General features: G+C 57.0%; 24 protein-coding genes. 15 read left to right on the top strand and 9 right to left on the bottom strand.

The genetic code is table 11. From position 1 onward, the window contains the following. Nucleotides 1-62: 62 nt before the first annotated feature. The 4 genes from JAO79_RS00755 to rmf all read left to right on the top strand — a co-directional run bounded on the left by JAO79_RS00755 (nucleotide 63) and on the right by rmf (nucleotide 6,120). Nucleotides 63-1,796 (top strand): putative bifunctional diguanylate cyclase/phosphodiesterase, encoded by a 1,734-nt coding sequence (locus JAO79_RS00755; RefSeq protein ID WP_199005263.1) that lies wholly within the window; start codon nucleotides 63-65, stop codon nucleotides 1,794-1,796. A gap of 49 nt (nucleotides 1,797-1,845) precedes the next feature. Then, nucleotides 1,846-4,167 (top strand): Tex family protein, encoded by a 2,322-nt coding sequence (locus JAO79_RS00750; protein WP_199005262.1) that lies wholly within the window; start codon nucleotides 1,846-1,848, stop codon nucleotides 4,165-4,167. 64 nt (nucleotides 4,168-4,231) lie between these two features. Then, nucleotides 4,232-5,788, top strand: coding sequence for a glutamate--cysteine ligase (gene gshA / locus JAO79_RS00745; RefSeq protein WP_199005261.1), 1,557 nt, complete (start codon nucleotides 4,232-4,234; stop codon nucleotides 5,786-5,788). 113 nt (nucleotides 5,789-5,901) lie between these two features. Further along, complete coding sequence (gene rmf, locus JAO79_RS00740; RefSeq protein ID WP_199005260.1) at nucleotides 5,902-6,120, top strand: ribosome modulation factor; 219 nt, start codon at nucleotides 5,902-5,904, stop codon at nucleotides 6,118-6,120. 10 nt (nucleotides 6,121-6,130) lie between these two features. On the opposite strand, the gene fliL is transcribed toward rmf, so the two are convergent. Continuing rightward, nucleotides 6,131-6,523 (bottom strand): flagellar basal body-associated protein FliL, encoded by a 393-nt coding sequence (fliL, locus tag JAO79_RS00735; protein ID WP_227664278.1) that lies wholly within the window; start codon nucleotides 6,521-6,523, stop codon nucleotides 6,131-6,133. Nucleotides 6,524-6,651: 128 nt separating this feature from the next. Here fliL and JAO79_RS00730 point away from each other — a divergent pair, with 128 nt between their 5' ends. Together JAO79_RS00730 and rsd are read left to right on the top strand one after the other, a co-directional pair. After that, the gene (locus JAO79_RS00730) at nucleotides 6,652-7,158 is read left to right on the top strand and encodes a disulfide bond formation protein B (RefSeq protein ID WP_199005259.1); all 507 of its coding nucleotides are present in this window, start codon (nucleotides 6,652-6,654) and stop codon (nucleotides 7,156-7,158) included. 109 nt (nucleotides 7,159-7,267) lie between these two features. Continuing rightward, nucleotides 7,268-7,747 (top strand): sigma D regulator, encoded by a 480-nt coding sequence (gene rsd / locus JAO79_RS00725; protein WP_199005258.1) that lies wholly within the window; start codon nucleotides 7,268-7,270, stop codon nucleotides 7,745-7,747. Between the two features lie 86 nt (nucleotides 7,748-7,833). Here the strand turns inward: rsd and JAO79_RS00720 are convergent, their stop codons facing one another. From JAO79_RS00720 to JAO79_RS00710, 3 genes are all read right to left on the bottom strand, one after another. Next, a complete protein-coding gene (locus JAO79_RS00720; RefSeq protein WP_199005257.1) occupies nucleotides 7,834-8,538 on the bottom strand; it encodes an FKBP-type peptidyl-prolyl cis-trans isomerase in 705 nt (234 codons plus the stop codon). Nucleotides 8,539-8,661: 123 nt separating this feature from the next. Beyond that, entirely contained in the window at nucleotides 8,662-9,048 is a 387-nt protein-coding gene (locus JAO79_RS00715) for a DUF4124 domain-containing protein (protein ID WP_199005256.1), read from the bottom strand. Beyond that, on the bottom strand, nucleotides 9,042-9,575 hold the full coding sequence (locus JAO79_RS00710; protein WP_227664358.1) for a TIGR02444 family protein: 534 nt from the start codon (nucleotides 9,573-9,575) through the stop codon (nucleotides 9,042-9,044). Before JAO79_RS00710 ends, JAO79_RS00715 begins: the two co-directional genes overlap by 7 nt. 51 nt (nucleotides 9,576-9,626) lie before the next feature. On the opposite strand from JAO79_RS00710, the gene JAO79_RS00705 reads away from it, so the two are divergent. Continuing rightward, on the top strand, nucleotides 9,627-11,582 hold the full coding sequence (locus JAO79_RS00705) for an ATP-binding cassette domain-containing protein (protein ID WP_199005254.1): 1,956 nt from the start codon (nucleotides 9,627-9,629) through the stop codon (nucleotides 11,580-11,582). Here JAO79_RS00705 and ppx read toward each other — a convergent pair. Then, a complete protein-coding gene (gene ppx / locus JAO79_RS00700; RefSeq protein ID WP_320158916.1) occupies nucleotides 11,563-13,095 on the bottom strand; it encodes an exopolyphosphatase in 1,533 nt (510 codons plus the stop codon). The two genes, JAO79_RS00705 and ppx, sit on opposite strands and share 20 nt — an antisense overlap. A 272-nt stretch (nucleotides 13,096-13,367) precedes the next feature. On the opposite strand from ppx, the gene trxA reads away from it, so the two are divergent. Then, nucleotides 13,368-13,694 carry a thioredoxin TrxA gene (gene trxA, locus JAO79_RS00695; protein ID WP_014420340.1) on the top strand — a complete coding sequence of 109 codons (327 nt, stop codon included), beginning with the start codon at nucleotides 13,368-13,370 and terminating at the stop codon, nucleotides 13,692-13,694. A gap of 63 nt (nucleotides 13,695-13,757) precedes the next feature. On the opposite strand, the gene JAO79_RS00690 is transcribed toward trxA, so the two are convergent. Beyond that, nucleotides 13,758-14,642 (bottom strand): helix-turn-helix transcriptional regulator, encoded by an 885-nt coding sequence (locus JAO79_RS00690; RefSeq protein ID WP_199005253.1) that lies wholly within the window; start codon nucleotides 14,640-14,642, stop codon nucleotides 13,758-13,760. Nucleotides 14,643-14,756: 114 nt separating this feature from the next. Between JAO79_RS00690 and JAO79_RS00685 the strand changes: the two genes are divergently transcribed. The 7 genes from JAO79_RS00685 to JAO79_RS00655 all read left to right on the top strand — a co-directional run bounded on the left by JAO79_RS00685 (nucleotide 14,757) and on the right by JAO79_RS00655 (nucleotide 20,312). After that, nucleotides 14,757-15,455 carry an ABC transporter permease gene (locus tag JAO79_RS00685; protein WP_199005252.1) on the top strand — a complete coding sequence of 233 codons (699 nt, stop codon included), beginning with the start codon at nucleotides 14,757-14,759 and terminating at the stop codon, nucleotides 15,453-15,455. Then, nucleotides 15,452-16,201, top strand: a complete 750-nt coding sequence (locus tag JAO79_RS00680) for an ATP-binding cassette domain-containing protein (RefSeq protein WP_199005251.1) — start codon at nucleotides 15,452-15,454, stop codon at nucleotides 16,199-16,201. Before JAO79_RS00685 ends, JAO79_RS00680 begins: the two co-directional genes overlap by 4 nt. 42 nt (nucleotides 16,202-16,243) lie before the next feature. Then, nucleotides 16,244-17,050: a substrate-binding domain-containing protein gene (locus tag JAO79_RS00675; RefSeq protein WP_199005250.1), complete on the top strand. Its 807-nt coding sequence runs from the start codon at nucleotides 16,244-16,246 to the stop codon at nucleotides 17,048-17,050. A 65-nt stretch (nucleotides 17,051-17,115) separates the two neighbouring features. Further along, nucleotides 17,116-17,985, top strand: coding sequence for a formate dehydrogenase accessory sulfurtransferase FdhD (fdhD, locus tag JAO79_RS00670; protein WP_199005249.1), 870 nt, complete (start codon nucleotides 17,116-17,118; stop codon nucleotides 17,983-17,985). Further along, the gene (gene mobA / locus JAO79_RS00665) at nucleotides 17,978-18,565 is read left to right on the top strand and encodes a molybdenum cofactor guanylyltransferase MobA (RefSeq protein WP_199005248.1); all 588 of its coding nucleotides are present in this window, start codon (nucleotides 17,978-17,980) and stop codon (nucleotides 18,563-18,565) included. The genes fdhD and mobA overlap by 8 nt, the downstream gene beginning before the upstream one ends. Continuing rightward, nucleotides 18,541-19,047 carry a molybdopterin-guanine dinucleotide biosynthesis protein B gene (gene mobB / locus JAO79_RS00660; RefSeq protein WP_227664277.1) on the top strand — a complete coding sequence of 169 codons (507 nt, stop codon included), beginning with the start codon at nucleotides 18,541-18,543 and terminating at the stop codon, nucleotides 19,045-19,047. Before mobA ends, mobB begins: the two co-directional genes overlap by 25 nt. Before the next feature lie 17 nt (nucleotides 19,048-19,064). Continuing rightward, nucleotides 19,065-20,312: a molybdopterin-binding protein gene (locus tag JAO79_RS00655; RefSeq protein ID WP_199005247.1), complete on the top strand. Its 1,248-nt coding sequence runs from the start codon at nucleotides 19,065-19,067 to the stop codon at nucleotides 20,310-20,312. Here JAO79_RS00655 and JAO79_RS00650 read toward each other — a convergent pair whose 3' ends face one another. The 3 genes from JAO79_RS00650 to JAO79_RS00640 are packed head-to-tail and all read right to left on the bottom strand — an operon-like array spanning nucleotide 20,313 to nucleotide 22,332. Then, nucleotides 20,313-20,789, bottom strand: coding sequence for a DUF6505 family protein (locus JAO79_RS00650; RefSeq protein WP_199005246.1), 477 nt, complete (start codon nucleotides 20,787-20,789; stop codon nucleotides 20,313-20,315). After that, nucleotides 20,786-21,490, bottom strand: coding sequence for a biotin/lipoate--protein ligase family protein (locus tag JAO79_RS00645; protein ID WP_199005245.1), 705 nt, complete (start codon nucleotides 21,488-21,490; stop codon nucleotides 20,786-20,788). Before JAO79_RS00645 ends, JAO79_RS00650 begins: the two co-directional genes overlap by 4 nt. Next, nucleotides 21,487-22,332, bottom strand: a complete 846-nt coding sequence (locus tag JAO79_RS00640) for an Mrp/NBP35 family ATP-binding protein (protein WP_199005244.1) — start codon at nucleotides 22,330-22,332, stop codon at nucleotides 21,487-21,489. Before JAO79_RS00640 ends, JAO79_RS00645 begins: the two co-directional genes overlap by 4 nt.

Genomic DNA, 22,332 nt, shown 5'->3' with positions numbered 1-22,332 from the left:
GGATCTATAGGCTATGCTAGAAACTACGGACGCTCAGTTAAACGATACATGGATCCCGTGCGATGACCTTTCCACCCGACAACAGGCGCGACCGCCTGCGTCTTCTTGTTTTGACTCCCGAGTACACGGACTTTTTGTGGTATCAATCCATGTTGTCGGAGGATGCGGAATTGGCTCCGGATGCCACCTGGTGCCCGGACCTCATCGAATGTGATGACCTGATATACAACGCCTGTTTTGATGTGATCGTGTGGGATTGTGCATTTCATGCCGGGTGTGAATCTTCCTTCCTCCAGTATTTGACGGTCTCCAGCGGTGATAAACCCGTTCTGGCCCTAAGTGCGGAGGCCAGTGGCGAAAAGGGACCGGCGATGCACGCCGGCGGAGCGGCGGACTATTTGTGCCGCCAGTGCCTTGATGCCTGGGGCTTTCGGCGCGCAGTAAAATGCCTTTGGTATCAGGCACAGCTTTCCGGGTTTTCCCATGGTCAATTGGGCCGGGAGGTGGCGTCCGGTTTTATCAACCGGGATCTGTTTTTTGATCGCTTGCAGCAAGCGCTTCTGCGAGCTGAGCGCACTAAGAGCCGGCTCGCCCTGATGCATCTGAACGTGGACGGTTTCCGCAGCATCAATGAATCCTTCGGGTATCAAAAAAGTGATGAACTGATTGTCCAGTTGGCTGAACGGATTGGCCAAGCGTTGCGGCGGGTCGATTCGCTGGTTCGGATCGGCGGCGACGAACTGGCCATTATTATTGAAAAGGTTGAGGATTCTCTGGACCTCAGCCAGGTCATTCGGAAACTGGTGATGACCGTGCCGGAACCGGTTGTCATCGATGGCCAGAGTATAGTGGTCAGTGCCAGCATGGGCGTGGCGACCTATCCGGAAGCGGGTGACAGCCCGGAGGAATTGATGCGCCGGGCGAATCGCGCCATGTTCGAGGCCAAGCAGGATACCGGCACCAGCTACCGGTTTTACAACCGCGAGCTGCACATTTCAACCGGGCACCAGCTGCGGCTGGAAACGGACTTGCGACACGCGATCCGAGCGCAAGAACTGGAATTGTACTATCAGCCCAGGATTGATCTGGCGACGGGCGAAGTGCGCGGCATGGAATGCTTGCTGCGCTGGAATCACCCGAAGCGCGGTATGATCGGGCCCGATGAATTCATCCCGGTGGCGGAACGAAGTGGTTTGATTGTGCCGATTGGGTACTGGGTGATAGAGCAGGCCTGTCGGCGCTTGCAGGAAAGCGCTGAACTGGGTTTCCCGGGTTTGGTGCTGGCGGTGAACTTGTCATTCCGTCAGTTCCACGATCCGAAAATGACCGAAACCATCTTCCGCATTATTTTCAACGCCAACGTGGATACCAGTTTGCTGGAGCTGGAACTCACCGAAAGCGCCATGATGCACAACCCCGAGTATGCCCAGCGTTGCCTTCGCGAGCTCAATCAATTGGGGGTCAGCTTTGCCCTGGATGATTTCGGTACCGGGTATTCGTCGTTGAGCAACCTGCAGCATCTGCCAATTTCGCTGGTCAAGATTGATAAGTCGTTTATTCAGGATCTTGGGAAGTCGGCGGACGCCGAGCATATTATTCGTGCCATTATTACGCTCGCCCACAGCCTGCACATGAGTGTGGTGGCGGAAGGTGTCGAGACCAAAGAGCAGCTGGAATTTCTCCAGCAACAGCATTGCGACGAGATTCAGGGTTACTATTTCGCACGGCCTATGCCGTGGGATGAGCTTGTTCAATTTTTGACCCGTCGAACCGGTCCGCTTGCCTGTAAGAGTTAGCCGCTGTACCTTTGCGCTTTAATTTCGCAAGCGATATCACAGAGGTTGCATGAACAGTATCTCCCAGCGCATTGCTGAAGAACTTGGAGTACGCGAGCAACAGGTTAACGCCACGGTTGCTATGCTGGACGAAGGAGCCTCGGTTCCGTTTATTGCCCGCTACCGGAAAGAAGTGACCGGCTCGCTGGACGACAGTCAGTTGCGAACTCTGGAAGAGCGCTTGCGCTACCTGCGCGAACTTGAGGATCGCCGCGGTGCGATCCTCAAAAGCATCGACGAACAAGGCAAACTGACCGAAGAGCTGCGGGCCAGCATCAGCGCTGCGGATACCAAAAACCGCCTTGAAGATTTATACCTGCCCTACAAACCCAAACGTCGCACCAAGGCCCAGATCGCTCGGGAGGCAGGGCTGGAGCCTCTGGCGGATGCCCTGTATGACGACCCCAGTCTGGACCCCGAAACCACCGCTTCGGGCTACCTGAATGCGGAAGCCAATATCGACGACACCAAAGCTGCACTGGATGGCGCCCGGTATATCCTGATGGAGCGATTTGCCGAAGATGCGGAACTATTGGGCGCACTGCGCAACTTTGTTTGGCAGGAAGGGCAACTGAAAGTCACCGTGATTGCTGGCAAAGAAACCGAAGGTGCCAAGTTCCGAGACTATTTCGACCACGTTGAGCCGCTCAAAAAGGTTCCGTCACACCGAGCGCTGGCCATTCTACGCGGCCGCAACGAGGGCGTACTGACCTTTTCCATTGTCATGGGCGATGCCGAGGACGACCGCCGCCAGCCGCACCCCGCTGAGCAGCGCATTGCCGCCCATTGGAACATTCGTGACAACGGCCGGGCCGCTGATAAATGGCTGAGCGATGTGGTGCGCTGGACCTGGCGCGTGAAACTCTCCACCCAGATCGAAACCGACCTGATGGCCCAGGTGCGCGAAGCCGCCGAAGCGGAAGCCATCAACGTGTTTGCTGCCAACCTCAAAGATCTGCTGTTGCTGGCACCTGCCGGGCCCCGGCCGACACTGGGCTTGGATCCCGGTCTGCGTACCGGGGTCAAAGTGGCGGTAATCGACGGCACCGGCGAGGTGCTGGATCATGGCGCCATTTTCCCCCATGCACCGCAGAACCAGTGGGATCGCTCCATTGCCCAGCTGGCGGCCTGGTGTCAGAAATTCAAGATTGAACTGGTGGCTATCGGTAACGGTACCGCTTCCCGGGAGACCGAAAAGCTGGTGGCAGACCTGACCAAACGTTACCCGGAACTGAAGCTGGCCCGCATTGTGGTGAACGAATCCGGTGCTTCTATCTATTCGGCATCGGAATTTGCCTCCCGCGAACTGCCGGATCTGGATGTGACCATTCGTGGTGCTGTGTCCATTGCCCGCCGCCTGCAGGATCCGTTGGCAGAATTAGTGAAGATCGAGCCGAAATCCATCGGGGTTGGCCAATACCAGCACGACGTGTCGCAAGTACAGCTGTCCCGTAGCCTGGACGCGGTGGTTGAAGATTGTGTGAACGGCGTTGGCGTGGACTTGAACACAGCCTCTGTGCCTTTGCTGGCGCGCGTGTCAGGCCTAAGCCAGACCATTGCCCAGAATATCGTGGATTTCCGGAGTCAGAACGGAGTCTTTACCAGCCGTAAGCAACTGATGAAAGTCGCCCGTCTGGGTGAACGCACCTTCGAGCAAGCCGCCGGCTTTCTGCGTATTGCCCGGGCCGAAAATCCGCTGGACAGCTCGTCAGTGCATCCGGAAGCCTACGGTGTGGCCGAAGCCATCGCCAAGCGCAACAACCGGAAAGTGGAAAACATCATGGGGGATACCAGCTTCCTCCGCAGCCTGAACCCGCAGGACTACGTCACCGAGCAGTTTGGGTTGCCGACGGTGAAAGACATCATCGCGGAACTGGAAAAGCCGGGCCGGGACCCGCGCCCGGAATTTCGCTTCGCCAGTTTTGAAGAGGGTGTCGAAACCCTGAGCGATCTGAAACCGGGCATGGTGCTTGAGGGCTCGGTGACCAACGTGACCAATTTCGGGGCGTTCGTCGATATCGGAGTGCATCAGGACGGCTTGGTACATATTTCCGCCTTATCTAATACTTTCGTCAAAGACCCCCGCGAGGTGGTTAAAGCGGGTGATATTGTGAAGGTCAAAGTCATGGAAGTGGACATCCCTCGGAAACGGATTGCACTGTCTATGCGCATGGACGACCAACCCGGTGCGGATTCGTCTGCCAGACCGGCCAAAGGCAATGATCGGGCCGGTAAGCGTTCCGGCAGCAAGCCGCAAGGTGGCCAGGGCCAGGGTGCTATGGCTGGCGCGCTGGCTCAGGCTTTGGCTTCAGCGCGAAAAGACGGTCGCTGACCCCTATTCATGATTCAGTAGCGGCCTGCGCAATGAAGCGCACGCCGCCTTACAGGAGCATACGATGGCTGATTCCCGCCACTCCCTGTTTTACCAGTTCTCGGCATCCGACTGGGGCGGCTTCCTCAAAGGCGTCGAAAAAGAAGGCTTGCGGGCCGATGCCAATGGCTTTATCGCCCAAACAGCGCACCCCTCCGCTCTGGGGGCGGCGTTAACGCATCCTCAGATCACCACGGACTACTCGGAAGCGCTGTTGGAACTGATCACTCCGGTGTTCGGTAACACCGAGGACATGCTGTCCTCGCTGCGGGATACTCACCAGTTCGTACAGCAGAATCTCGGGGACGAAGTGTTTTGGGCGGCCAGTATGCCGTGTGAGATCAACGGCAACGAGAGTATTCCGATTGCTGAATACGGTACCTCCAATACCGGCCATCTAAAGCATGTCTATCGCCAGGGGCTCGCTGTGCGATATGGCCGCATCATGCAGAGCATTGCGGGCGCCCATTACAATCTGTCGCTGCCAGACAGCTTCTGGCGCAAGTGGCAGGAGGTAACAGGCAACTCCAGCGCTTTGCAAGATTTCAAATCCGAGCAGTACTTCTGGTTGATTCGCAACTTCCGGCGCCGGAGCTGGTTGTTGATGCTACTGTTTGGTGCCTCACCGGCGCTGGATGCCAGCTTTGTCGCCGGTGTGAAACACGATCTCAAACGCTTCGACGATCGCACCTGGGCCGGGCCACATGCGACGTCGCTAAGGATGGGCGACCTGGGCTATCACAACAACGCCCAAGCATCGCTGAACATCTGTTTTAACGAACTCACCACGTACACCCAGACGCTGGATCAGGCTATTCATACCGACTGGCCCGACTACGAGGCCATCGGTACGCGCCGAGACGGTAAGTTTATCCAGCTCAATACCAGCATTCTGCAGATTGAAAACGAGTACTACAGCGCCGTGCGACCCAAGCGCACCGCCGAGCGCGGGGAAAAACCGATTCAGGCGTTGGATGCCCGAGGTGTGGAATATATTGAAGTCCGCTGTTTGGACCTCGACCCATTTTCTCCCATTGGCATCAACCGCGAACAAGTGGATTTTCTGGATCTGTTTTTGCTGGATTGTTTGCTTTCAGAGTCACCGGTTATCGGCAAAGACGAATGCGACCGGCTGGATGACGGGTATAAAGATGTGGTTGCCCAAGGCCGTTGGCAGGACCTGACTCTTTGCCAGGGCGGAACACGGGTGCCGGTAGGCGCTGCAGCAAACGAACTGTTGGCGCGTTTGCAGCCGCTGGCGGAATTGCTGGACAGCTGGCAGGGCGGCAATACCTACCGCTCGGCCTTGTCAGCCCAGCAAGATAAAATTGAAGGTGAGGACTGGTCTGTGCCGTCGGCACGGGTGATGGAGGCCATGAGTGCTTCCGGGCTTGGCCATCGGGATTGGGTGCTGTCGATGTCGCAGCAACACAAACAGACGCTGACCGAAACGCCGATGAGCCCTGAAACGCAGGCCCGCTTTGAAGCCATGAGCCTTGATTCCAAAGCCGAGCAGGCCGCTATGGAAGCCGCTGATACTCAGCCCTTCTCGGAGTTCCTTGAAGACTATCTGAAATCCTGAGCGATGCTGTGCGTTGCGCCCGAAAAGGGACGTGACGCACAGATTTCTGATCTGAGTTTGCGGCTTTCGTTACCTGCTGTTACGTTGTGTAATATCAAGTAGGGAGGCGGGTTATGGCAAAGGACAGTGGTCTCGGTTGGGATGTCGAAGCGCTCAATAAAGCGTATCGCCAAGGTGCTTTGGCAGGGTCTATGGGAATGGATAAATCCCGGTGCCCCTACCGTGGCGAGGTGGTGATCGCAGCGTGGGAAGCCGGCTGGGACGACGCGCAAGAGGCTGCGGAGGCGCAAAAACAGCAACACAATGACAGCCTGTTCGCACGTATTGCCTGAAGCATGGGCCTCAGCGCTGCACCACAAACTCGGTAAACAGCACGCCGGTAATTTGCTCTCCGGTCTGTTGCTCTTCAAGTACGCCGTTAATTCTCCGGGTTGCTTCTTCCCGCAAAGCCTGTTGTCCCTCCATCGACGACAGCGTGTCCAAATCCGTTTGTTCTCCGAATAGCATCACCAGTTCGTGCCGCAGTCTTGGGTTGTGGGCTTCCACCTCCGGTCGCACCGACTCGCTGGACGCGCGCAGGGTCACGGCCGCTTTCAGGTAGTTGACCTTGTTGCCGGGCTTGCCAACGTGGGTAACGAAAGCAGGCTTCATTTCAATGTAGTCGGTGACGCCTTTTTCCTCGGCAGCGTTTTCTTCTGCTTCCTCGGCCGAAACGGGGCTGTGCCACAAGCTCATCGTACAAATCACCAACAGCAGGCGTAAGAAAAATAGACCGTTAAAGGTCATGTGCTTAGCGTTGTTCATAGGTTACGATTGGGTCCATCGATTAGTTGTATCTGACATCATGATTCCGAGGTGACGTTTTGACAAGCAGACGGGTGTTTGGCTTTGTATTTTTAATCTGTGCTGCGCTGCTGGGCGTGGCGTTTTATATGGAGCATGTCATGGGCATGAAACCTTGCCCGCTTTGCTGGTTGCAACGTTTCGGTTTCATGGGAGCGGGTTTGGTGAGCTTGATTGCGTTTCTGCACGGCCCTGCAGAGCTTGGCCGGCGGGTGTATGGGTTCTTGCTGGCGCTCACCGCCGGGGCAGGCTTGGGTATTGCAGGGCGACAACTGTGGCTGCAGAGCTTGCCGGCCGATCAGGTGCCGGCGTGTGGGCCCTCGGTTGATTACCTGCTGCAGGTGTTACCCTGGTTCGACGTACTTAAAACCGCGCTGCAAGGCACCGGAGACTGCGCCGAGGTGGTGTGGCGCTTCCTTGGTTTGAGCATTCCGGGTTGGACCGCCGTATTCTTTGCGGGATTGGTGCTTTTGGGTCTCGTCATGCTGTTTCGCCCGCGTGCTTCGGAGAAAAAGTTGCAGAACTGAAATAGTTGCGACTCACCTTAGCCTTGGGGTAACTTGAGTAAACGAAAGCGAAGCCACTCGAATAATAAAGCCAGTGAACTGGTTGCTTGATCGAAGGGAGACAGGCGTTATGTTGGAGAATTGTCGGAATGCCAAGGAACGCTGGGGCGGTGTCAGTGAATTGATTGACCGTTGGTTGAAAGAGCGACAGCAACTTCTGGTTCATTACTGCGAGCTGTCCGGCGAGAACGACCGCACCCCTTCAGAAGCCCTGAGTAAAAAATTCATCCGGTTGTGTGAAGTGCTGGTGGATTACGTCTCGGCCGGGCATTTTGAAGTCTATGAGCAGCTGATTCAGGAGGCTCGTGATTTTAACGACGGCGGGGTGGAGCTGGCGGCCAAGGTGTATCCCGAAATCGAAAAAACCACCGAAGTGGCACTGGCGTTCAACGATCAGGTCGATAGCCGTATCCTGACCGAAGAAGACGTGGCAACCCTGTATTCAGAATTGTCCCGGCTGGGGGAAGTACTGGAAAGCCGGTTTGAGATGGAAGATTTCCTGATCGAAAAGTTACACGATGCGCATGCGGAAAAAGTGGCTTCCGCATGATGCCCGCTCTGCGTTAAGCGTGCACCGAACACAAAAAAGCCGGTCCGGAGCTCAGCTCCGGACCGGCTTTTTGATGCTGACCCAATTTATTCGGCTTCCGGGTTAATCTTCAGAAGCTCCACATCAAAAATCAGCGTTTCATTCGGTGCGATGGCTTGGTTGCCGGCAGCGCCGTAGGCCAGGTCGGCAGGGATATACAGCTTGTAGCGAGCGCCTTCGCTCATCAGCTGCAGGCCTTCAATCCAGCCCGGAATCACCTGGCCCACACCAAAGGTTGTCGGCTGGCCGCGCTCGCGTGAGCTGTCAAATACCTCACCGTTGATCAGTTCACCAGTGTAGTGCACTTGTACGCGGTCTGAAGCAGTTGGCTTTTCGCCATTGCCTTCTTCAATCACTTCGTATTGAAGACCGGATTCGGTCGTTTGCACTTCTTCGCGCTCGGCGTTTTCGGCCAGGAAAGCTTCGCCGGCTTCTTTGTTCTTCTGCGCCAGTTCTTCGTACTGTTTTTGCTGCTGGCTTTGCAGTTCTTCCTGATAAGCCATCAGCGCAGTCTGGATTTCTTCCCGGGTCAGGCGTTTGGCCTCTTCGTCACCAGCTTGACCGTGCTCGAAACCTTGAATGAACTGTTGCAGTTGCAGATCTGGCAGATCATTGCTCATGCGCTCGCCCATGACCAGGCCCATGCCGTAGCTGACTTTTTCCGGAGTGGTTTCCAGCGACGGATCAGGCTCGGTGGTTGAACAACCGGCAACAACACCGGCCATGGCTACGGCTAAGAGTGTCTTCTTCATGAATCGTTCCTTTGCACATGGTTCAGGGCTCTTCGGCCCTGTTGAAAATTTAGGGTCAACAACTTAACGGGTTCTGTAAGAGGATGCTACTGAACAAGTGTTAAGGCTGCGTCACGATGATTGTCATGACTCCCTCTTGTAGGCCGGGCTGTTCAATGAGAAGGGCGCGCTGTAGGGCGTCTGCCAATCATCGCCACCACCGGTGCCGGGGACTTTCTTGGAGGGGGATTCACTACGCTCGATTGCCAGGGCGTTCCATTGGCCTTGAGCGGGCGGCTGATCGGCGTAGTGCCAATGCCCATCGGTGTCCTTCCACTTGAAGACTATGTCGGGGCCATTGGTGGGGACCGGAGACGGTACCAGCCCTTCGAATGGCGGCAGGGTTTCCGGGGCTTCCGCGTTGCGCACAGGCTCGGCTACTTTTTCCGGATCGCCGAGGCCGAAAAAGATCAGCAGTAACAGCAGGCCCAGGGCGGGGAACGCTAACCGGATCAGCCATTTCATCAGCATGGCTCGGAGCTCCGTCGAGAGTGCTCAGCCAGAAGTTCGGCAAGCTTGGTGATTTGGGTCATAGACTGCAATTCCCGTGTCGTGAGTGGAGCTGCGGAAAGTAAGTTCTGCACAATAAGAGAGGTGCAGGTTTGCATGCTCGCAACTTCCGGGTTGCGTTCATAAAGCGTTTGCCATGCCAGCGCCAATTCTGTTTGCTCGGCCTGTAACTCCGCTTCGGCAAGCGCACTTCGAAGATCGTGAGTCGGGGCATGGTGCCGCGGGATCGTTTTTCTGGCTGAGCGAATGCGACCGGTTACATGCTCGCGCCACTCTGTTACCGTAGCGTCCTCGATGCCGGTGAACGCTCGCCTGTTTACGCCTAACCAGCCCGCACACAAAATTCGGGTGACGCTCCAGCCTTGGTCCTGAAGCGAGAGGCAAGCCTCGGCAACATGTGGCTTCTGCCAGCAGGCCAGTGCATAACGCCATAGGGGATTGTCCGGTTCCATTGAGGCCGGCAGAGTCAGCGATTCTGTCTGCGTCATGGTCACGGTAGCCCTCTTCCTTGGCTGACATCCATGGATTAAAGTTTCTCTATGTTAACGATAACCGATCTCAGTTTACAACGGGGCGGCGTCTGGTTGCTAGAAAACGTCAGTCTGACGGTTCAGCCAGGCCAGCGTGTCGCCATTGTGGGTGCCAATGGTGCCGGTAAATCCAGCTTGTTTCAGCTCTTATTGGGCCATTTAAGCCCTGAGCAAGGCAGTGTTTCTTTACCGGGCGGGTGCAGGATTGCGCACATGGCGCAGGAAGTGGCGTCTTCATCCCGGTCAGCACGGGATTTCGTGCTCGACGGCGACCTGGAGCTGAGGCGGCTGGAAGCCGAATTGGCCGCCGCAGAAGCTCGGGGCGATGATGACGCCATCGCCCATATCCACGGTGAGCTGGACATTCATGAAGCTTGGTCGGCAACCCGCCGAGCAGAGGCATTGATCCGTGGTTTGGGATTCGCCGACAGCGATGCCGACCGTCCGGTTTCGGCCTTTTCGGGTGGTTGGCGGATACGTCTCAATCTGGCGCAGGCGCTGATGCGCCCGTCGGACCTGTTGCTGCTCGACGAACCGACGAACCACCTGGATCTGGACGCCTGTCTATGGCTGGAAAACTGGCTGCGCAAGTATCAGGGTACGTTGTTGTTCATTTCTCACGACCGGGATTTTATGGACCGGGTTTCTACCCATCTGGTGCACTTCGATCATAAGAAGCTGGAACTCTACACCGGAAACTATTCGTCGTTTGAAATCCAGCGCAGCGAACGGCTGGCCCAGCAGCAGGCCAGTTTCGAGCGGCAGCAAGCGCGAATTGCCGAAATCCAGCGTTTTATCGATCGTTTCAAAGCGAAAGCCACCAAGGCCAAGCAGGCACAAAGCCGGGTCAAATCACTGGAACGCATGGAGCGGATCGCGCCGGCTCACGTGGATTCGCCGTTCAGCTTCGAATTTCCGGTTGCCGATAAGGTGTCGAGCCCGCTGTTGTCGATTCGGAACGGGGCGGCAGGCCATGGCGACACGACGATTCTAAAAGATATCAACCTGTCGTTGTTGCCGGGTTCACGCATTGGTTTGTTAGGCCCTAACGGCGCCGGTAAATCGACCTTTATGGATGCGCTGCGTGGTGAGGGTACCCTGTTGTCGGGTGAACGCTCAGCAGGTGAAAACCTGGCCATCGGTTATTTTGCCCAGCATCAGCTTGAGTCTCTGGACCTTGATGCCAGTCCGTTTCTGCACCTGCAGCGTCTTGATCCGCGGGCCTCGGAGCAGAAGGTGAGAAACTTCCTGGGTGGCTTTGATTTCCACGGCGACGAAGCGCTGAGTTCGATCCGTTCGTTTTCGGGCGGTGAAAAGGCGCGGGTGGCGTTGGCCGTGATTGCCTGGCAGAAACCCAATCTGTTGCTGCTGGATGAGCCCACAAACCATCTGGATCTGGAGATGCGCCAGGCCCTGACCATGGCACTGCAGAACTTTGACGGTGCCATTGTGGTGGTGTCTCACGATCGCCACCTGCTGCGCAATACCGTGGACGAGTTCTGGCTGGTATCGGATGGTGCCGTGAGGGAATACGACGGTGATCTGGAAGACTACGAGCGCTGGCTGGCGGAACGCCGCAAAGACGATGACGAGCCGCCCCAGCGGCAAGTCGTGCAAGAAAAGGCTGGCAATAAAGCCGGTTCGGCCACGTTGAGTGCCGATGAGCGCAAAGCCCGTAAGCGGCAGGAAGCAGAAATCCGCAAGAAGATCAGCCCATGGCGCAAAAAACAGAGCACGTTGGAAGCGCGCATGGAAACACTGCAGGATAGCCTGTCATCGATCGAAGCGTCGTTGTCTGACCCTTCGATTTACGATGACGGCAATAAAGTGCGCTTGAAGGAGTTGTTGGCGGAGCAGGCGGTATGCAAACGCCAACTGGAAGACGCTGAAGCGGAATGGCTGGAGGTGAGTGAAACGGTCGAAAACCTCGAAGAGGAACTGACTCTCAGCTCGGCCGGGTCTTGATAACCAGGGTGAAATTCTGGCGAGCAAGGTAGTCTTGCTCGTCTTGAAGGTCGGCCAGGGTCAAAGGGCGATCGTCCAGCCAGCCCTGAGGAAACTCGACGGTGAGCCTGTCTTCCTCGGCATAGAGCGAAAAATCCGGCGCCGGTTCCAGATTTCGGGAGTGCTGGATTACCACAGCAAGCCGAAGCAAGATGCACAGATACCGAAGCCCGGGTTTGTCTTCTGGTTCCACGTGCTCGAAGACCGTGGGAACCAGCTTGCGACGGTGGCCTCGGACCAGGGTGGCCAGCGCTCTCTGGAATTGCAGGGTGAAGCCCGGTAAATCCGAGTAGTGCAGCAAATAGGCGCCGTGCTTGTGGTATTGCGAGTGCGAAATGGTCAGGCCGATTTCATGTAACCGGCAAGCCCAACGCAAAGCGTCTTCGTCTGCCGGCGTGCGCAGGCCCCAGACATCCGCGACTTGCTCCCAGGCGGCAATTGCTGTGTGCTCTACGGCGGTGCCATGCGCCTGATCGACATGGTAGCGTTCCTGCATGGCCGTAATGGTTCGCTCGCGAACGTCCTCGTGCTGAATTCGCCCCACCAGGTCGTATAACAGGCCTTCCCGAAGCGCTCCGTCAGCGAATTCCATCTCTTGAATGTCCAGCGCACGAAACGCGGCCAGAAGTATCGCAAACCCGGCCGGGAAAATGCTTTGGCGGTCTTCCCGAACGCCAAGATCGGCGAGTTTGTTCACGTTGCCCATGTCCACCAGACGGGTGCGGAGCTCATCCATCGCCGAGCGGGTAATAGTGCCATCGGTGAGCTTCAGCGTTGCCAGAACGTTAGCGATTGCCTTGATGGAGCCAGACGAACCCACGGCACTTTGCCAGCCAATCGCACGGTAACGCCGCCAAATGCTTTGCAGTTCCTGCTCGGCGTGAATGATGGCTTTGTCCATTTGCTTGCGGGTGATCTTGCCATCCGGGAAATACAGATTCCGGAAAGACACGCAGCCCATGTGCATGCTGGCCAGCTCTTGCGGCTCAAAACGCTCGCCGATAATAAATTCGGTGCTGCCACCCCCGATATCGATCACCAGCCTGCGGCCTTCGTCGTCTGACAGCGTGTGCGAAACGCCCAGATAAATCAGCCGGGCCTCTTCCCGGCCGGCGATGACCTCTACCGGATAGCCAAGGACTTCTTCCGCTTTGTCGATAAACTCTTGAGAATTGCGGGCGACACGCAGAGCATTGGTGCCAACTATCTGCACGCCTTCGGGTGGTGTTCCCTGTAATCGTTGTGCAAACCGGCGCAGACATTCGATACCGCGCTGCTGAGCTTCCTGGCTCAGGTAGTTGTGCTCGTCCAGCCCGGCGCCAAGCTGCACTTTTTCACCCATTTTCTCGACAGTACGGATCTCTCCGTGCACCAGACGGGCGACAACCATGTGGAAACTGTTCGACCCCATATCGATGGAAGCCAGCAGTTCCGGGGTAGGGGTGTCGTACTCGGCAATAGATGCGGCCGTCACGGTGATAGGCGTCCTGTGTAGAGTGAACTTGGCTGTACTATAAGGGAAATATCAGCAAAGTGTCAGTAGCCGGATGTGGACAATACTGACACCAATCGAACCGGGGTTGGATACAACTTACTTCACATCCACGCCGCCAATCGCGTAAAGTATTGCCTATCGACTTTCGGGTAGACGGCTTCCGTGAACTCAGGATTAACCGTCTGCTATAGCCAACAGCGACTCCATGGCTGGTATTTTTACAGCCGGGGCGCCTGAATCAGGAATAGGTAATGAGCGGAAATATCGTTAATGTCACCGACGCTTCTTTCGAGCAGGATGTACTGAAATCCGACGTTCCGGTACTGGTAGATTACTGGGCTGAGTGGTGTGGTCCGTGCAAAATGATCGCGCCGGTTCTGGAAGAAATCGCCGACGAATACGAAGGCAAGCTCAAAGTCTGCAAGCTGAACATCGACGAAAACGAGCAGACGCCACCGAAGTTCAACATCCGTGGTATCCCGACCCTGATGCTGTTCAAAAACGGCAACGTGGATGCGACCAAGGTTGGCGCGCTGTCGAAGTCGCAGCTGGCCGCCTTCCTGGACAGCAATCTCTGATTGCTTCCCGATAGGTTCAAAGCCGCCCCGGAGTCCTCTCCTGGGCGGTTTTTTTTGGCCTGATCAAGCGTTATAGACGACCTCCCCAAGCTCACGGATGTCGTAGCCGCCGAGTGCTTCAGCCCGCTGAATAAAACGATCGCTTCGGGTAAATGCCAACAAGCGTTGCAGCGAGGGATCAAAGTAGTGACGCCTGCGCATCGCTAAATCGAAGTGTTCCTCCTGCAAAGGAATAAACGCCAGTCGCTGGCGCCGAGCGGCCGCTTCAATTCCCACTCCGGCATCCGCTTCGCCCTGGCGGATAACCAGCGCGAGATCATCCTCGCTGAGTGACGGGTGTTCGGCCCATGCCAGCTTGCTGGCATCGATGTGGTGACGGGCCAGCAAACTCTGCAGTAAGTGGCTGACACCGGCATCGGGTTGACGATGGGCAAGGCGGATGCCGGGGCGGGCGATATCTTCTAGCCGCGTTATTTGATGAGGGTTTTCGGGCGTTAACAGCAGTCCTTGCTGTCGTTTAGCCCAGCGTATCAGCACCAGATCACGCATGCCGCTCAGTCCCAGGGTGGCGGGCTCATTGTAACGCCGGGTCTCCGCATGCCAGATGTGCATGCCGGCAAGCATCGCGCGACCATCAACCAATCTTTGTACGCCGTCACCGCTGCCCTGACAAAGCAAGGCCAGCTCCGCGCCGCTTTCTTTCACCGCCCACTCCAGAAGCGGGTCCTGGCTACCGGCCAAAACCGGCGGTGTTGGGGCACTGACCGCATCGTCGCCCTCCAGGTGGTTCATCAGCCAGAGATCGATACGCTGGCGCGGAAACAGAAGCTTACCGGTGACCCGCACACAGGGAATAACGCCTTGGCTGACCAGGTCGTAGATTTTGCGCTCCTTCAGGCGCAGATATTCGGCGGCTTCGGTGGTGGTGAGGTACCTGGGAAGGGGCATCATTTCTCCTGTGTCCTGTAAGCATAGAACTGTTTTTTGTTGCATATTTTTCAGAAGGCTGTGCAAAGCGTAGTTTGAAACGCCACGATGCTCAAATAACAAGGAGACGCAGCTTTGGAAGATAATGCGTTCTGTGTGGCACTCTCACTACTGGTCAGTCTCGACGCCGCGTTATTCCAGATCGTGGTGCTTTCGCTGAAGGTGTCCCTCATGGCGGTGTTGATAGCGGCCGTGCTGGGTTTTCCTTTAGGGGCTGCTGTAGCGTTGTGGCGCTTTCCCGGTCGAGGGGGGGTGATCGTGGTGCTTAATGCCCTGATGGGGTTGCCTCCGGTGGTGGCGGGGCTTGTGGTGTATTTGCTCCTCTCGCGCGCCGGACCACTGGGAGAACTCGGCTTTTTGTTTACACCGGGCGCCATGGTGATCGCTCAGGTGGTACTTGTGTTGCCAATACTGGCCGCGTTGTCGCGCCAGAAAATCGAGGAAATGCTCGGAGAATACCGCGAGCAGTTCATTTCCCTCGGCATGTCACGGGCACGAATGATGCCCACCCTACTGTGGGACGCCCGCTTTGCCCTACTAACCGTTCTGCTCGCCGGCTTCGGCCGCGCCAGTGCTGAAGTGGGGGCTGTTATGATGGTCGGTGGCAATATTGATGGGGTGACCCGGGTGATGACCACCGCTATTGTGCTGGAAACGGGCAAAGGCAACCTGCCGTTGGCGCTCGGACTGGGTCTTGTTCTGCTGACGCTGGTAATGCTGATCAATGCCGGTGCCTACCTGGTGGGTGAAGTCACCAAGAGGCGACTGGGATGACTTCGCTGAACGCCTCGTACTTGCCCTCATCCTCCGGCCTGCTGGCGCCGCCCGCCTTGTGTTTTGACGAGGTCGCTTTCAGCCACGAGGGGAAACACTTGCTGGGCCCCTGTTCCTTCACCCTCGACGGCATAGGCCCAACCATGGTGATGGGCCCGAACGGATCGGGTAAGAGTCTGTTGTTACGTTTGGCCCACGGCCTACTGTCGCCGACGCGCGGAAAAATCTGTTGGTCAGGTCAGGAGCTCTGCCCCCGACAAGCGATGGTGTTCCAGCAACCGGTGCTTCTGCGCCGCTCGGCGATCGCCAACCTGATGCACGCTCTGGCGGTGAATCATGTCCCGCGCAGGGAGCGCATGAAGCTGGCCATGGAAGCACTCGATCGATTTGGTCTGGCTGCCTGTGCCAAAGTACCTGCCAGGGTGCTTTCCGGGGGGCAACAGCAGCGCCTGACTTTGGCGCGGGCCTGGCTGCTTTCACCTCAAGTATTATTCCTCGATGAACCAACCTCGGCACTGGATCCGGCAGCAATTAAAGCCGTCGAGGCTGCGGTACTCGAATTTCACCAACAGGGAACGCGTATTGTGATGACCACCCACGATATCCATCAGGCCCGGCGCCTTGCCGGGGATGTGCTGTTTCTCTCCGGCGGAACACTTTGCGAACACACCAGCGCCGACGCTTTTTTTAATCAGCCGGTTTCTCCGAAAGCGCAGGCGTTTGTCGCCGGAGAACTGATCGAGTAGGTATCCGCCAAGAAGCGGTTAATTGTCAAAGGAGAAGACAACATGCGTAAAACCTTCAAGTTAATGCTCGCCGTTGTAGCCGCCATGAGTCTTACGCTCAGCGCCTATGCAGCAGACTACATTACCCTCGCCTCGACAACCTCCACCGAAAATTCAGGCTTGTTCGATGCCGTTCTGCCGAAATTTACCGACGCTACTGGTATCGAGGTACGGGTGGTGGCGGTCGGTACCGGGCAGGCGTTCGAAATAGCGCGCCGGGGTGACGCGGACAGCCTTCTGGTGCACGATACCGCAGGCGAGCAGCGCTTTGTCGAGAACGGCTACGCCAGCGAGCGCGCCGATGTCATGTATAACGACTTTGTGTTGATTGGCCCGGCGTCAGATCCGGCGAATATTCGTACCGCCGAAAATGCCGCTGAGGCATTTTCGGCCATTGCCAAGGCCGAGGCTCCGTTCGCGTCGCGGGGTGATGATAGCGGCACCAATCGCGCTGAATTGCGCCGTTGGGAAAGTGCCGGTGTCGAGCCAGACGGAGACTGGTACCGTGAACTCGGCAGCGGTATGGGGCCAACGCTCAACACCGCAGCGGCCATGGATGCTTATGTGATGTCCGATCGCGCCACGTGGGTGGCTTTCGGAAACCGTCAGAACCTGACCCTGCTCTTTGAGGGCGATAAAGTGCTGTTCAACCAGTACGGCAGTTTGTTGCTTTCCGAGGAGAAACACCCCCACCTGAAGCATGACCTGGCCAAGCAGTGGCATAACTGGCTGCTTTCGGAAGAAGGTCAGCAAGCGATTGCCGACTTTCATGTTGATGGGCAGCAGTTGTTTTTCCCGAATGCCAAATAACTGAATCTCTGGCATGATCGTTACCTATTCCATTCTGTGGCGATCATGAAACGGCTATAACAAAAATGACGATTGAGCCCATACTTCCAGACCCGAAAGACCCCCGTCTGTCTCGTGGCGTAGAGGGCGTTGATGAGAACGGCGAAGGCAAATCCATCAGTGTGATTGAAGAGCGCCCGCTGACCATCTACCTGAACAGTCAGGAGATAGTCACCGCCATGACCATAGGCGATCATCCGGAGTACCTGGCTCTTGGCTTTTTGCTGAACCAAGGCATGCTGAAAGCCTGCGATCAGGTCACCGGGATCGACTTCGACGAAGAGCTTGAAGTTGTTGTGGTGCGCACGGCGGGCGTGACCGATGTCGAAAGCAAACTGGAGAAGAAAACCCGTACCTCCGGCTGCGCTGTAGGGACGGTGTTTGGCGATATGATGGCCGGGCTTGAAGGGTTGTCCTTACCGGATACCCCGGTTCACACCAGCACTTTTTACGATCTTTCCTACCAGATCAACCATACCCCCAGTCTGTACATGGAAACCGGCGCCATTCATGGCACCGCCCTGTGCCATGGGCGCGAGATTCTTGCTTACATGGAAGATGTCGGGCGTCACAATGCTGTCGATAAAATCGCCGGCTGGATGCACCAGAATGGCGTGCCGGCGGACGACAAGGTGCTCTACACCACCGGCCGATTAACGTCTGAAATGGTCATCAAGACGGCTTTGATGGGTATCCCAACGCTGATCAGTCGGTCGGGCTTCACAGCTTGGGGGGTCGATATTGCCCGGCAGGTGGGCCTGACCCTGATCGGCCGCATGCGTGGCAAGAAGTTCACCTGCCTCAGTGGCCAGCATCGGCTGATGTTCGATCAGGATCTATCGCAGGTGCCGGATGAAGACAAAAAACTGCGTCGAAAGGGGGCCAGGGATGACTGAATGCGCGGTGATTCTGGCCGGGGGCCAGGCCAGTCGCATGGGCGGTGGAGACAAAGGGCGGTTGATGCTCCGGGGCCGGTCGTTAATGGACCGGGTTATCGAAAGAATCACCCCGCAGGTTGATGCGGTTGTGCTGAACGCCAATGGCGACCTGAGCCGTTTTGATGATTTAAATTTGCCTGTGGTGGCGGATTCTATCGAGGATTTCCCCGGGCCGTTGGCTGGGGTGCTTGCGGGCATGGATTGGGCCGCTGAGCAAGGTTATGAATGGTTGGTCAGCGTTGCTGCCGATACGCCCTCTTTTCCACGGGATCTGGTGCAGCGGCTGGGTGAGTACGATACGCCGGTGGTTCTGGCGGCCACCCCGGACCCGGAGCGAGGTAGATTGCCCCAGCCGACCTTCGGCCGCTGGCAGGTTGCCCTCCGGCATGATCTCAGAGCCGCCCTGAACGGCGGTGTGCGCAAGATTCGCCAATGGACCCAAACACAGGGTGAGACTCTGGTGGTGTTCAGCGAAGGCGATTTTTTCAATATTAATACGCCAGATGATCTGGCATGGGCGGAGAAACACCTGACGTGAATGTGATCGGTATCGTGGGCTGGAAAGATTCCGGAAAAACAACTCTGGCCAGTGCTTTGATCAGCGAGCTTACCAGCAGGGGGCTGACCGTCAGTTCGATCAAGCACGCTCACCACAAGGTGGATATCGATCAGCCAGGCACCGACAGTTACAGGCACCGGAGTGCAGGCGCTCAGGAAGTTATTCTGGCAGGTGGTCAACGGTTTGCGATCATGCATGAACTACGGGGTGAAAAAGAACCGACACTGGATGAATTATTGGCTCGCCTGGGCCCCTGTGACTGGGTTGTGGTGGAAGGGTTCAAAACCCACTCGCATCGAAAGATCGAAGTGCACCGGCAGGAAGGTTCGCGAACGCCCCTGTATTTGGAGGATTCCAGCATCGTTGCGGTAGCTTCGGACTACGCCGCTGAGTTCTCAGGCCCCGTTTTTGAGCTGGACGACGTATCCGGCATTGCTGACTTTGTTCTGAGTTGCCAATAACAAACCTTGGAAGAGCCATGAAACCGCTCCGAAATGACTGTTTTGCCTTGCCCCCCGGGGTTAACTGGACACCGGTAGAAGAAGCGCTTGAACGTTTACGCGATCGATTGCACCCGGTGGTTGACGTGGAGTGCTCGGTTCCGCTGTCATCGGTGTGCGGCCGGATACTGGCAAGCGATGTTTATGCGCCTCGAGCTCATCCTCCCAGCAGTAATTCCGCGGTCGATGGCTACGCCCTTGCCGGGCCGCTAATCAAAGTGCCGTGCACCCTGCCGCTGGTTGATGGCCGCAGCGCTGCCGGAGAACCCTACTTGGGGCAGGTTCCGAACGATCATGCTATCCGGATTCTGACCGGTGCGGTGATCCCGGCGGGCACCGATACGGTGGTTCTGGAAGAGGATTGCGAGGTCATTGATGGTCAATTGCATTTGCAAGGTACGTTAAAAGCCGGCGCCAACGTGCGGCAGGCGGGCGAAGATATTCATGCTCAGGACAAAATTCTCACAGAAGGTACTCGCCTGACACCGACCGAGATTTCTGTCCTTGCCAGCGTGGGCGTCGAATCGGTTGATGTCTATCAACGGCTTCGGGTGGGTATTTTATCCACAGGCGATGAAGTGAAGCCGGTCGGCTCGGCTGTCAGTGATTGGCAAATCTACGATGCCAACCTTCCGATGCTTAGTGCGCTGGTAGAGCAGCTTGGTTATGAGCTGGTAAATCTTGGCCATGTGCTTGACCGGGCTGAGGATGTTAAAGCGGCTTTGGAACGCGGGGCACAGCAGTGTGATCTGATCCTGACCAGTGGTGGTATATCCGCAGGCGACGAGGATCACGTGTCAAAAACACTGAAAGCCCACGGTGAGATCAGCAACTGGCGGATCGCGATAAAACCGGGTCGCCCCCTTGCGCTGGCCATGTACCAGCAAACGCCAGTGGTGGGTTTGCCGGGCAACCCGGTGGCTGCGTGGGTCTGCGCGCTACGCTTCGGTGCACCGGCTATGGCGCTGCTTGCCGGTAGCGGGTGGTTCGAACCCCAGGCCTATGTCATGCCGGCCAACTTCAGCAAAAACAAGAAACCGGGGCGCAGCGAGATGTTGCGTGCCCGGGTCCGTGATGGCCGGGTAGAAGTCTTCGGTTCTGAAGGTTCGGGCCGAGTCACCGGTCTGGCCTGGTCCGAGGGGTTGGTGGAGCTGGATGAAAGCGCTCAGCAAATAGAGCCGGGCAGCCCGGTACGGTTTATTCCTTACGGCAGCTTCGGACTGTAGTTAGTCCAGACTGCCGTGAACGGCAAAGGCCTCTAGTGACGCTTCTTGCGGAGCCCGGGAGCGGTAAGTTTCTTCAACACCCAGTTCTGTCAGTCGGCGGCTGACCATAAGCAGGGTGTTCTCCTCGAAATCCTCACACATTTCACGCATCTGGTCGATTTCGTCGCAGGCGACGGGATAGGCGGCCTCAAGGTTTGGTGCGCCATAATGCTCGACAAAGGTTTGCGCCAGCGACTTCTTGAGCTGCTCTACCTCGCTGTCAGTGATTTTGCACACACCAACAAAGCTGGCGCGACCGCCAGATTCGATACTGTACCAACCATTACTGAAGGCCTGCCGAGCTTTGCCCGTCAGATCCGTTTCAGTCCAGTTGGAAAACTCGAAGCCCCCCGAGATGGCCCATTCTCCGCTCGGAGCCGGTGATTCAAAGACGTTTTCATCGGATATATCCAGACGTAAGGTTCGGGCGAGTTTCATACGTGCTCCGCGAAGGTAATTAAACTCAAGGTCTCTGTCATGGCACCCTGTCGCAGCAACATTCGGCCTTTATCGTCCAACCCCACAAAGGTGCCGGATTTCGGGTAATCGATGACTTTGCCCAAGGTGTCGCAGCGCGGCCGCCAATCGTTGTGTACGCGCTCAAAACCGCTGTCCATAAAGTAGGTCAGCCATAACAGCGTGTGTTTTGACCAGCTTTCCAGCAATGCCATAGGCGTGATATCAACGCAGCCCTCTTCGGTAAGACAGGTCTGGTTGGGCGTTGCGCCCGGCTCGTTCGGCGATTTTTGGAACGGCACATCGATGCCAATCACCAGCCAGCTCGGGCGGGCCTTGGGGTCGGATGCATCGGTGGCAAAACGCACCTCGCCGCAGAGTGCGCCATTGACCTTGATTCGGTCCGGCCACTGGAAGTGCACAGGGACCTCTGGTGGTGCCAATGCACCCAAGCTTTCAGCAAGGCCTATTTGCGCGACGTAAACGGCCTGGATGGCCTCCTCCAGCGTGGTTTCCGGTGCCAACACCAGTGCGGCGCGTAAATTCTCGCTGGTGTCCGAATAAAAAATGGTGCCGGAGTCGATGCCGGCCATGGCGCGGCTGACCGCTTTGTTGAAGGGATCTGTGTGTGGAGGGACCACTTCTCCCGTCAGGAGTGGGGGAAACAGGGGAGATTCGATCATAGGAGGGCCCGGGCGTAAACGTCAGAAGCGATGACCTCGTCGGCGATGCGCTGGAAGGCTTTCGCTTGCGGGCTCTCCGGTTTGGATACCACGATAGGCACGCCACCGTCCGAGCCGATGCGGATGTCCAGATCGAGCGGAATCTCGCCCAAAAACGCAGCGCCGATTTTTTCGGCTTCGGCCCGGGCGCCGCCGGACCCGAACGGGTGGTGTTCTTTGCCGCAGCCGTCACAGACAAACGAGGCCATGTTTTCAATAATGCCGAACAGCGGCACATCCATGCGATTGAACATATCGATGCCTTTGCGCGCGTCCATTAGCGCAATGTCCTGTGGTGTTGAAACCACGATGGCACCGGCCACAAAAAACTTTTGGCTGAGCGTCATCTGAACGTCCCCCGTGCCGGGCGGAAGGTCCACCAGCAACACATCCAGCCTGCCCCAATCCACCTGGTTCATCATCTGCTCCAGGGCGCCCATCAACATGGGGCCACGCCAGACGATGGCTTCCTCGTCGGAAGCCATCAGGCCCAGCGACATCAGGGTTACGCCATGATTGCGCAGGGGCAGGATGGTGTGTCCGTCCGGGCTGGATGGGCGGCCTGAAACGCCCAGCATACGGGGCTGGCTGGGGCCGTAAACGTCGGCATCCAGCAGCCCGACCTTCAACCCTTTTGATGCCAAAGCCACCGCCAGATTTGACGCAACCGTCGATTTGCCGACACCGCCTTTGCCCGAGGAAATGGCGATGATGCGGCTGACGCCTTTCGGGTTTTTGTCTTGAGGCCTGGGCGCGTCTGTGCCAATCAGATTGGGCTTTCCGACTTCGGTGTATTCAACCAT

This window comes from Marinobacter litoralis (assembly GCF_016427555.1).
GTDB lineage: Bacteria > Pseudomonadota > Gammaproteobacteria > Pseudomonadales > Oleiphilaceae > Marinobacter > Marinobacter litoralis_A.
Note: the sequence above shows the minus strand (reverse complement) of the source record. Positions and strands in the feature narration are given on the sequence as shown.

What these genes read in the sequence shown, in the direction of transcription:
- JAO79_RS00640 (WP_199005244.1), bottom strand. Translation starts at nt 22,332, where the DNA reads ATGGTTGAATACACCGAAGTCGGAAAGCCCAATCTGATTGGCACAGAC.
- JAO79_RS00720 (WP_199005257.1), bottom strand. Translation starts at nt 8,538, where the DNA reads ATGAAGAAGACACTCTTAGCCGTAGCCATGGCCGGTGTTGTTGCCGGT.
- JAO79_RS00645 (WP_199005245.1), bottom strand. Translation starts at nt 21,490, where the DNA reads ATGATCGAATCTCCCCTGTTTCCCCCACTCCTGACGGGAGAAGTGGTC.
- fliL (WP_227664278.1), bottom strand. Translation starts at nt 6,523, where the DNA reads ATGAGCTTGTGGCACAGCCCCGTTTCGGCCGAGGAAGCAGAAGAAAAC.
- JAO79_RS00715 (WP_199005256.1), bottom strand. Translation starts at nt 9,048, where the DNA reads ATGCTGATGAAATGGCTGATCCGGTTAGCGTTCCCCGCCCTGGGCCTG.
- JAO79_RS00705 (WP_199005254.1), top strand. Translation starts at nt 9,627, where the DNA reads ATGTTAACGATAACCGATCTCAGTTTACAACGGGGCGGCGTCTGGTTG.
- fdhD (WP_199005249.1), top strand. Translation starts at nt 17,116, where the DNA reads ATGACGATTGAGCCCATACTTCCAGACCCGAAAGACCCCCGTCTGTCT.
- gshA (WP_199005261.1), top strand. Translation starts at nt 4,232, where the DNA reads ATGGCTGATTCCCGCCACTCCCTGTTTTACCAGTTCTCGGCATCCGAC.
- rsd (WP_199005258.1), top strand. Translation starts at nt 7,268, where the DNA reads ATGTTGGAGAATTGTCGGAATGCCAAGGAACGCTGGGGCGGTGTCAGT.
- JAO79_RS00750 (WP_199005262.1), top strand. Translation starts at nt 1,846, where the DNA reads ATGAACAGTATCTCCCAGCGCATTGCTGAAGAACTTGGAGTACGCGAG.
- JAO79_RS00690 (WP_199005253.1), bottom strand. Translation starts at nt 14,642, where the DNA reads ATGCCCCTTCCCAGGTACCTCACCACCACCGAAGCCGCCGAATATCTG.
- JAO79_RS00650 (WP_199005246.1), bottom strand. Translation starts at nt 20,789, where the DNA reads ATGAAACTCGCCCGAACCTTACGTCTGGATATATCCGATGAAAACGTC.
- trxA (WP_014420340.1), top strand. Translation starts at nt 13,368, where the DNA reads ATGAGCGGAAATATCGTTAATGTCACCGACGCTTCTTTCGAGCAGGAT.
- rmf (WP_199005260.1), top strand. Translation starts at nt 5,902, where the DNA reads ATGGCAAAGGACAGTGGTCTCGGTTGGGATGTCGAAGCGCTCAATAAA.
- mobA (WP_199005248.1), top strand. Translation starts at nt 17,978, where the DNA reads ATGACTGAATGCGCGGTGATTCTGGCCGGGGGCCAGGCCAGTCGCATG.
- JAO79_RS00710 (WP_227664358.1), bottom strand. Translation starts at nt 9,575, where the DNA reads ATGACGCAGACAGAATCGCTGACTCTGCCGGCCTCAATGGAACCGGAC.
- JAO79_RS00655 (WP_199005247.1), top strand. Translation starts at nt 19,065, where the DNA reads ATGAAACCGCTCCGAAATGACTGTTTTGCCTTGCCCCCCGGGGTTAAC.
- JAO79_RS00675 (WP_199005250.1), top strand. Translation starts at nt 16,244, where the DNA reads ATGCGTAAAACCTTCAAGTTAATGCTCGCCGTTGTAGCCGCCATGAGT.
- mobB (WP_227664277.1), top strand. Translation starts at nt 18,541, where the DNA reads ATGGGCGGAGAAACACCTGACGTGAATGTGATCGGTATCGTGGGCTGG.
- JAO79_RS00680 (WP_199005251.1), top strand. Translation starts at nt 15,452, where the DNA reads ATGACTTCGCTGAACGCCTCGTACTTGCCCTCATCCTCCGGCCTGCTG.
- JAO79_RS00755 (WP_199005263.1), top strand. Translation starts at nt 63, where the DNA reads ATGACCTTTCCACCCGACAACAGGCGCGACCGCCTGCGTCTTCTTGTT.